This window comes from Limosilactobacillus fastidiosus, from assembly GCF_014145505.1.
Lineage (GTDB): Bacteria > Bacillota > Bacilli > Lactobacillales > Lactobacillaceae > Limosilactobacillus > Limosilactobacillus fastidiosus.
Window position 1 is genome coordinate 1 of record NZ_JACIUZ010000017.1, and the last position, 357, is coordinate 357.

Genomic DNA, 357 nt, shown 5'->3' on the forward strand with positions numbered 1-357 from the left:
CTAATTTGGTGAAACAATATGATGTAATTGTGATTGAAGATTTGAAAACCAAGAATCTTCAAAAGAATCATCATTTGGCTAAATCAATTGCCAATGCGAGTTGGTATCAATTTAGGACCATGTTGGAATATAAATGTGCGTGGTATGATAAACAACTAATTACTGTTAAGCCAAACTATACTAGTCAAATTTGTAGTCAATGTGGCTATCACAGTGGTAAGAAACCACTAGAAATTCGAGAATGGACTTGTCCTAAATGTGGTACCCATCACGATCGGGATATTAATGCGGCAGTTAATATCTTGCATAAAGGATTAAAAGCCGTAGGCTAGGGACTAGCCGTGGTAAATAGCAAAG

1 protein-coding gene is annotated in these 357 nt (G+C 36.1%); it reads left to right on the forward strand.

What is annotated here, in order from left to right; genetic code table 11:
* A partial coding sequence (locus H5R64_RS01095) for an RNA-guided endonuclease TnpB family protein (protein ID WP_182582555.1) occupies positions 1-332 on the forward strand: 332 nt, incomplete at its 5' end.
* Positions 333-357: the final 25 nt, after the last annotated feature.